Annotated in this window: 9 protein-coding genes and 1 pseudogene; 4 read left to right on the top strand and 6 right to left on the bottom strand. The window is 68.9% G+C overall.

The annotated features are described in order from the left end of the window. Together ACZ6YV_RS43380 and ACZ6YV_RS43375 are read left to right on the top strand one after the other, a co-directional pair. Window positions 1–155 (top strand): annotated as a pseudogene (locus ACZ6YV_RS43380) (HNH endonuclease); the annotation flags it as partial. Between the two features lie 603 nt (window positions 156–758). After that, window positions 759–1,466: a hypothetical protein gene (locus tag ACZ6YV_RS43375; RefSeq protein WP_465515230.1), complete on the top strand. Its 708-nt coding sequence runs from the start codon at window positions 759–761 to the stop codon at window positions 1,464–1,466. Window positions 1,467–1,475: 9 nt separating this feature from the next. Here ACZ6YV_RS43375 and ACZ6YV_RS43370 read toward each other — a convergent pair whose 3' ends face one another. Next, window positions 1,476–1,637 (bottom strand): hypothetical protein, encoded by a 162-nt coding sequence (locus ACZ6YV_RS43370; RefSeq protein WP_157376423.1) that lies wholly within the window; start codon window positions 1,635–1,637, stop codon window positions 1,476–1,478. A gap of 51 nt (window positions 1,638–1,688) precedes the next feature. After that, window positions 1,689–2,183: a DoxX family protein gene (locus ACZ6YV_RS43365; RefSeq protein WP_465515229.1), complete on the bottom strand. Its 495-nt coding sequence runs from the start codon at window positions 2,181–2,183 to the stop codon at window positions 1,689–1,691. 77 nt (window positions 2,184–2,260) lie between these two features. On the opposite strand from ACZ6YV_RS43365, the gene ACZ6YV_RS43360 reads away from it, so the two are divergent. Next, window positions 2,261–2,797: a TetR/AcrR family transcriptional regulator gene (locus ACZ6YV_RS43360; RefSeq protein ID WP_465515228.1), complete on the top strand. Its 537-nt coding sequence runs from the start codon at window positions 2,261–2,263 to the stop codon at window positions 2,795–2,797. 6 nt (window positions 2,798–2,803) lie between these two features. Here ACZ6YV_RS43360 and ACZ6YV_RS43355 read toward each other — a convergent pair whose 3' ends face one another. The 4 genes from ACZ6YV_RS43355 to ACZ6YV_RS43340 form a co-directional block, all read right to left on the bottom strand. Next, complete coding sequence (locus ACZ6YV_RS43355; RefSeq protein WP_465515227.1) at window positions 2,804–3,571, bottom strand: SDR family oxidoreductase; 768 nt, start codon at window positions 3,569–3,571, stop codon at window positions 2,804–2,806. A gap of 108 nt (window positions 3,572–3,679) precedes the next feature. Further along, window positions 3,680–4,363, bottom strand: coding sequence for a hypothetical protein (locus tag ACZ6YV_RS43350; protein ID WP_465515226.1), 684 nt, complete (start codon window positions 4,361–4,363; stop codon window positions 3,680–3,682). Beyond that, entirely contained in the window at window positions 4,360–5,172 is an 813-nt protein-coding gene (locus tag ACZ6YV_RS43345; RefSeq protein WP_465515225.1) for an ATP-binding cassette domain-containing protein, read from the bottom strand. Before ACZ6YV_RS43345 ends, ACZ6YV_RS43350 begins: the two co-directional genes overlap by 4 nt. Continuing rightward, window positions 5,172–5,501, bottom strand: coding sequence for a PadR family transcriptional regulator (locus ACZ6YV_RS43340; protein WP_465515224.1), 330 nt, complete (start codon window positions 5,499–5,501; stop codon window positions 5,172–5,174). Before ACZ6YV_RS43340 ends, ACZ6YV_RS43345 begins: the two co-directional genes overlap by 1 nt. Before the next feature lie 120 nt (window positions 5,502–5,621). Between ACZ6YV_RS43340 and ACZ6YV_RS43335 the strand changes: the two genes are divergently transcribed. Continuing rightward, window positions 5,622–7,166, top strand: a complete 1,545-nt coding sequence (locus ACZ6YV_RS43335; protein WP_465515223.1) for a trypsin-like serine protease — start codon at window positions 5,622–5,624, stop codon at window positions 7,164–7,166. Window positions 7,167–7,194 lie beyond the last annotated feature (28 nt).

The raw sequence follows: 7,194 nt of genomic DNA, 5'->3' as shown, positions 1-7,194 counted from the left end.
ACCACCGCCTCAAAGACGAACCCGGCTGGACCTACCACCTCGACCCCAACGGCACCCTCACCATCACCACCCCCACCGGACAGACCTACGACAGCACCCCACCACCACTCCACGACCCCCGCCCGCGAGACAGTGAGGAACCGCCGCCGTTCTGAGCCCCATCGCCGAAAACCGGCGACGATCGGACGCCGCGCATCCCACCGGAAAGCCTCGGCGAGTTCGGCCAGAGACGGACCGCGAGTTCCGAACACCCGGCTGGGTCTACCGACTCACCACCACTCCGCGAACCCCGCACGCAAACCACCGAAGAACCACCGCCCCGCCGAACCCCGTTGCCGAAAAACGACGACGGTCAGACGCCGCACACCCCACCGGCAGCCCACCACGAGCCCAGCCACAGACCGACCGCGAGTTCCGAACACCCGGCTGGGTCTACCGACTCACCACCACTCCGCGAACCCCGCACGCAAACCACCGAAGAACCACCGCCCCGCTGAACCCCGTTGCCGAAAAACGACGACGATCGGCCGCCACACACCCCACCGGCAGCCCACCACGAGCCCAGCCACAGACCGACCGCGAGTACCGAAGAACCGGCCAGACCTACAACCGAACCCCCGCCATCCTGCACCCCATTACCGAAAAACGGCGACGGCATCCAGGCGTAGACACAACCCCACAGTCCACCCACGGGCTGAGCCCCAAGTACAGCCCCTGAGCCGATCCGGGCAGCCGCTCCGATCGGCAGGCTCAGCGGCATGGAAACCGACTACGTCTTCCCCGGCCGCCGCGTCGCCGCGGTCTCGATGATCCTCGGCCCGATCCTGCTGCTCACCGGAACGCTGCTGCGGTCGCAGTTCAACTTCTTCTTCCCGGACCAGCTCAAGGCCATGAGCGATCATCCGGCGCTGATGACAGCCGCGTACACGTGTTTCCTGGCGGGCAACGTCCTGCTGTGGCCCGCGATCATCGCGCTCGCCACGAAGATCGGCCGGACGAAGCCGGCGCTGGCTGCTTGGGCGGGCGTGTCCGTCCTCATTGGACTATTCGAGCGGACCTTTCACGCCGGGATCGACCAGGCCGCACTAGGACTCGCCGAACGGCGTGGCGCCGGGTTCGCCGAGAGCGTGGTCAGCGAGTCGTACCAGGATCTGCACCTGTTCAGTTTCCTGTCGTTCACCATCATGTTCGGCTGGTACGTGCTCGCCTTCGCCGCCTATCGCACGAAAGCGCTCGGCGTCGTTCAGTCGATCGGGTTGGCGACGATGGGGCTTCTTCCGCTCGGCGTCCTGAAGGGGACCGAAATCGTGTCGATCATCGGCACCGCCGGGCTTTGTATCGCGTTGGTGCCGACCGGAATCGGCGCGTTACCGGAAAGTCCCAAACCGAGCCGGCGAACGGTACTGTTCACCGCTATCGCCGTTCCGGTTCTGGGCGCGCTCGCTTTCGCGAGCACCTTGGGCTGACGTCTTTCTTCAGGCCAGCCGCGCGGGCGTTTTCCCTGTTCTGTCACCGGATTCGTGATCGCGCCCCGCCGGAAGGCAGCTCATCAGCAGTACGACACCGACAGCGCCGAGAAGCATGTGTCCGGCGAGGATGCACAGCCCACAGAATCCGATCCACAATGAGATCTTCATTCTCAGATGGTAGGGCCGTTTTCAACGGTGGGTCCCGAACTTGGGGAAGACTTAAGGTCTCCTTTGGGCAAAGGGGCTGTTCGGTGTACGCGCGTAATACACCACCAGTGACCCGGTCGCGGCCAGGAACACCACCTGCATCAGGCTCCGCGGCACCAGTTCGTCCATCATCGACGTCACCGGCCCGTTCAGCGCCTTGTGCACGTTCGCCGGGAACATCCCGAGCAGCAGGAGCGTCAGCCCGCCTGCCGCCCACGGCGCCGTGCGTGACCACAGCACTCCCGCGGCGCCGGCCAGTTCGAGGACGCCGGTGACGGTGACCAGCAGCCCGGGCGCGGGCAAGGCGGGCGGCACCATCGCGACGAGTTCCTCGCGCATGCCGATGAAGTGCGCGAGCCCGGTCGTGACGAACAGTGCCGCGACGCCGCCGCGCACGGCCACCGGCCAGGGCTTCAGCCGCCGGACACCGACGACTCCCAGCAGGAACAACGTCGCCGTGACGGCGACCAGCATCAGTACGGGTACGAGACCGGGATCCATGACCATGCCTTCCGAGCAGCGAAACTTTCCACTGACAAGATGCGCTCTTGCGGGCCATCTTGTCAATGACTAGATTCATCGGCATGAGTCCGTACCACCACGGCGACCTTCGCCGGGCCGTGCTCGACGCCGCCGTCGCGGCCATCACCGAACACGGCCCGGCCGGGATCAGCCTCCGCGACCTCGCCCGCCGAGCGGGTGTCTCGCACGCCGGGCCGGTGCACCATTTCGGCGACAAGGCCGGGGTGCTCACCGCGCTGGCCACCGAGGGGTTCGACCTGCTCGCGGACGCGCTCGCCGCCGAGGGCGAGCGGGACTTCGTCGAGGTCGGGGTGGCCTACGTGCGGTTCGCGATCGAGCATCGCGCGCATTTCGAGGTGATGTTCCGCCCCGAACTCCAGCGTCAGGACGACCCCGCGCTGGCCGCCGCCCGCGATCGCGCGGGTCTTCTGCTGACCGGCGGCGCGTCGTCGGTCAGCGACGACGAGATGGCGGGGGTCGCCGCGTGGTCGCTGATGCACGGTTTCGCGAACCTGTGGCTCACCGGCGCGCTGCGCACCGAGCACCTCGAGGATCCGGACACCGCCGCCCGCGCGATCGCCCGGATCCTGTTCCCCTGAACCAGGTCAGACCTGCGCGGTGGGCATGACGGTGACCTGCTGCAGGTTCACCCGCGCCGGCAGCGAGGTCAGGAACGCCACCGTCTCGGCGATGTCGCCGGGCTTCAGCCAGGTCAGCGTTTCGCGCACGCCGTCCAGCCATTCCAGCGCGCCCGCGTCGGTGACGTGGCCCTGCAGTTCGGTCTCGACCAGACCGGGCTCGATCGCCGCGACCCGCACCCCCTTCGGGCCGAGGTCGGCGCGAAGGTTCTTCGACAGGTGCGTCACGTATGCCTTCGAAGCGACGTACACGGCGAAGGACGGGAAGATCGCCTGCGCGCCAATGGACGACGTATTCACCAGGTCGGCGACGCCCTTTTCGGCCGCCGAAGCGACCAGATGCGGGACGAACGCGCCGATCGTGTTCATCAGGCCCGTCATGTTGACGTCGATCATGCGCTGCCAGTCACCGGTCGCGAGTTCGTCGATCGGCGCCGCCAGCATCACGCCGGCGTTGTTGAACAGCAGGTCCGCCCGGCCCAGTTTCGCCTCGACCTCGGCCGCCGCGGTCCGCATCGCCTCGGCGTCGGCGACGTCGGCCGCGAGCACGAGCGCGGTACCGCCGTCCTGGTCGATCTCCTTGGCGAGCGTCTCCAACCGGTCCGCGCGCCGGGCGATGAGCGCGACCGCCGCACCGGAGGCCGCGAGCCGCCGCGCGGTCGCCTCGCCGATCCCGCTGGACGCGCCGGTGATGACGGCGACCCTGCCCGAGTGCGGCGCCGAAGTGTTCGTCATTTGTCTCTCCTCTGTGGACTCTTGTTCTGAAGTCCAGGTAACCGGTCGGCGAGGAGAGATGGCATGGCCTGCTCAACCTGGGTCCGGCAGTACCAGGCAGGCCGACCGCTAGACGAACTTGAAGTGCGAACGGCGCCGCAGCCGGAATCCCGAGGCGACGGCGACCACGGCGAGCAGGAGCACGAACGAAACCACGCCGTGCGCGATCCCCCGCGTCAGGTAGCCGGAGTCCGTGTGGTCGATGGCGTAGGTGCCGATCTCGCGACTGGACCAGAACGGCAGCAGCCGCGCGATCAGGCTCGACGGGTCGGCCATCATCTGCAGGCCGACCACCATCAGCAGGACGAGCGTCCCTTCCAGTTCACGCGGCAGGATCGCGCTGAGCGCGAGGCCGAACGGCGCCGACACGGCGACCATCAGCACCATGACCACCGCGACCGGGCCGTACCGGACGTCGTGCTGGTCGACGAGCACCAGCACGAAGTACGGCGCGGACAACACCAGGCCGACCACCCACAACGCGCCCAACCGGCCGAGATAGAGGTGGTGCCCGCGATAGCCGGAAAGCCGGAGCCGGGGTTCCATCCCCCGGGCCGCGCTCCCGGCGAACAGCGCGGCCGTGCTCAGCGCCCAGCTCAAACCGAGACAGACGAAGCGGATCGACTGGCCGAGGTGATCGCCGCGACGGCTGAAGTAGAACAGCAAGGGCAGCAGCAACAGGATCAGCAGGACCGATCGGCGCCGTAGCAGTTCGCGCAGCGCCATCTCCGCGACCGTCAGGATCTTCTTCACGCGACAGCCCTCCTGGCCGGGGAAAGTTCGAGCACGGTGTCGACCCGGTCCAGCTGGTTCAGCAGGTGGGTGACCACCACGATCGCCTTGCCCGCTTCCCGCCATTGCCAGACCTGATGCCAGAAGTCGAGGTAGGTGCCCTTGTCGAAACCTTGGTAGGGCTCGTCGAGCAAGAGGACGTCCGGCTCGCCGAGCCCGGCCAGCACCAGGTTCAGCTTCTGCCGGGTCCCGCCGGAAAGATGCCGCGCGTGCTTACCGCGGCCGGGCTTCCAGTCCAGGGCGGCGGCCTGCGCGGTGCCGGTGCGGACCGACTCCTCGCGGGTCATCCCGCGGCCGGCGCCGATCAGGACGAAGTGCTCGCCGGCGTCGAGAAAGCCCGCCGTGCCACCGTCCTGCGGGCAGTAGCCGAGCGAACCGCGCACGCGGACCTCACCCTTGTCCGCGCCGGTGAGTCCGGCGCAGATGCTCAGGAACGTGCTCTTGCCACAGCCGTTCGCACCGATCACCGCGGCGATCTCTCCCGACCGCACCACAAGGTCGACGTCGTTCAGCACCGTCCGGCGGCCGTACTTCTTCGTGATGCCACGGGCTTCCAGCAGCACCTCGCCCGGACGACGCCGGGGGCGCCCCACGCTTTCGGCCACGGCCGAGGCGTAAGTGGCGGGCGGCCCGAAGACCCGCATCGGGTCTCCTCCGCTTTCCCGCAGGTGGACCGCGGCCTCCGCGACCACCTGCCGCGCGGCGTCCCCGCCGACGCCGCGACGGCGCAGTTCGTGCGCCAGCGCGGAAAGCCATCCGTCGTGGTTCATCATCTCTCCCGCAAGATCGAGGCCACCCCGGCGGAGAACTCCTGCCAGTCGGCGGTGGCGTGCCGCAGTGTTTCCCGGCCTTCGTCGGTGATCCGGTAGTACTTGCGCGCGGGGCCGGCCGTCCCTTCCCGCCAGCTGGCGGTGACCAGGCCGAACCGTTGCAGCCGCAACAGCACCGGATAGAGCGTGCCGCCCTGGATCGGCCCCAGCCCGGCGGCGTCGAGCGACTGGGCCAGCTCGTAGCCGTAGGACTCCCGCTCGGCGACCAGCGCCAGCACACAAGGAGCCAGTACTCCCCGCAACCACTGGCCCCGCCGGTCGTGATCCATACCGGGCAATGTAGCAGCACTACCTAGATGGCGCTGCAACCTAGTTCGGATTCAAGCCGCGCACGGAACTGTTACCGGTTGATCGCATTCCGTGGACACGGACCGGCCACCGTGATCGACATGCGTATCCGTTTCCGATCCATCACGCTGATGACCGGGCTCGCGCTGGCCGTGACGACGGCGGGCGCGGTCCCCGCGTCGGCCGTCATCGGCGGCACCGAGTCCACCACGCCGTATTCGTTCATGGTCTCGCTCCAGTACGACTCGCCCCGCCCGGACGGGCACCGCTGCGGCGCGGTGCTCGTCGCGCCCCAGTGGGCGGTCACCGCGGGCCACTGCGCCAACACCCCGAACGGCGCGACGGCCGGGGTCCCCCGCGGCTGGAAGGTCCGTGTCGGTTCACTGGACACCACCACCGGGGGTGAGGTCACCGACGTCGACAAGTTCTACCGCCGCCACCTCTCCTACAACCCGCCCGGCGAGGACCTCGCGCTGCTGCACCTGCGCGAGCCCGTGCGCGCCCGGCCCGTCCGGCTCGCCGGGGCCACGCCCGCCGTCGGCACCCCCGTCCGCATCCTCGGCTGGGGCGCGGCCGGGACCTCCTGCGACGACTTCAAGGACCCGAAGTGCTTCCCCGGCAAGCTGCGCGAGGCGGACACCGAGGTGGTGCCGCTCGATCGGTGCTGGGACGACGACGGGCACACCTTGCCGTTGTGCGTCGGCCGCGCCGATCCTCCCGTCGGGCCGGGGACGACGGACTCCGGAGGCCCCGCACTGGTCCGATCCGGCGACGACTGGGCACTGGCCGGGACGGTCATCGGCCCCGGCATCAGGGGCGCCGACTTCCCCGACATGTACACCGACGTCGCGAAGAACTCCTCCTGGATCAACGGCATCGTGACCGGAAGCGACGTTCCCCCGGACGACCCCGGCCCGAACGTGGAAGGCACCGCCGAGGTGGGCGAATGCAAAGGCTCGGTGGTGCGCCCCGCCACCGCGCGTCCCGAAGACCCGGCGCTGGCACTGACCAACGGCCATTGCGTGCCGAGCGGGCGCCCCGCGCCGGGGAAGGCCCTGGTCGATCGGCCCGCCGACCTGCCTCGCCCGGTCACCATCGCCGGCCGGGACGGCTATCCGAAGAGCAGCGCCCGCGCCACCCGGCTGGTCTACGCGACGATGACGGGCACCGACATCGCGCTGTACCGGCTGGACAAGACCTACGCGCAACTGGCAAGGGAAGGCGCGAAGGTCTTCCGGCTGACCACCACCCCGATGCGCGCCGGCGACAGGCTCCTCATGTCCTACTCCAGCGGCCGTCCGCAGTGCACGGTGGAGGCCGTGGTGCCGCATCTGCGCGAGGCCGGATACCAGCAGGACGGCGCGGTCCGCTACGCCCCGAGCGACACGTGCGTGAGCGGGCCCGGCTATTCCGGCTCGGCACTTCTGTCTCCCGACGCGAGCATGGTCATGGGCATCAACAACACCCACAACAGAGACGGCGGGCGCTGCACCGAGGACAACCCGTGCGAGGTCGGCAAGGACGGGACCGTGACCGTGTTGAAGGGCCGCAGCTACGGCCAGCAGGTCCATCGGATCTCCGCCTGTCTGGCCAAGGGATCGCGGCTCGACCTGTCCCGCCCCGGTTGCCGGCTGACCTCCGTTTGACCTGCGAAGATGTGCCCGGAAGAAAATT

It is taken from the genome of Amycolatopsis sp. NPDC102522 (assembly GCF_055584485.1).
Note: the sequence above shows the minus strand (reverse complement) of the source record. Positions and strands in the feature narration are given on the sequence as shown.

Coding starts and splice junctions, on each gene's coding strand:
- ACZ6YV_RS43375 (WP_465515230.1), top strand. CDS start 759: ATGGAAACCGACTACGTCTTCCCCGGCCGCCGCGTCGCCGCGGTCTCG.
- ACZ6YV_RS43370 (WP_157376423.1), bottom strand. CDS start 1,637: ATGAAGATCTCATTGTGGATCGGATTCTGTGGGCTGTGCATCCTCGCC.
- ACZ6YV_RS43365 (WP_465515229.1), bottom strand. CDS start 2,183: ATGGTCATGGATCCCGGTCTCGTACCCGTACTGATGCTGGTCGCCGTC.
- ACZ6YV_RS43360 (WP_465515228.1), top strand. CDS start 2,261: ATGAGTCCGTACCACCACGGCGACCTTCGCCGGGCCGTGCTCGACGCC.
- ACZ6YV_RS43355 (WP_465515227.1), bottom strand. CDS start 3,571: ATGACGAACACTTCGGCGCCGCACTCGGGCAGGGTCGCCGTCATCACC.
- ACZ6YV_RS43345 (WP_465515225.1), bottom strand. CDS start 5,172: ATGAACCACGACGGATGGCTTTCCGCGCTGGCGCACGAACTGCGCCGT.
- ACZ6YV_RS43340 (WP_465515224.1), bottom strand. CDS start 5,501: ATGGATCACGACCGGCGGGGCCAGTGGTTGCGGGGAGTACTGGCTCCT.
- ACZ6YV_RS43335 (WP_465515223.1), top strand. CDS start 5,622: ATGCGTATCCGTTTCCGATCCATCACGCTGATGACCGGGCTCGCGCTG.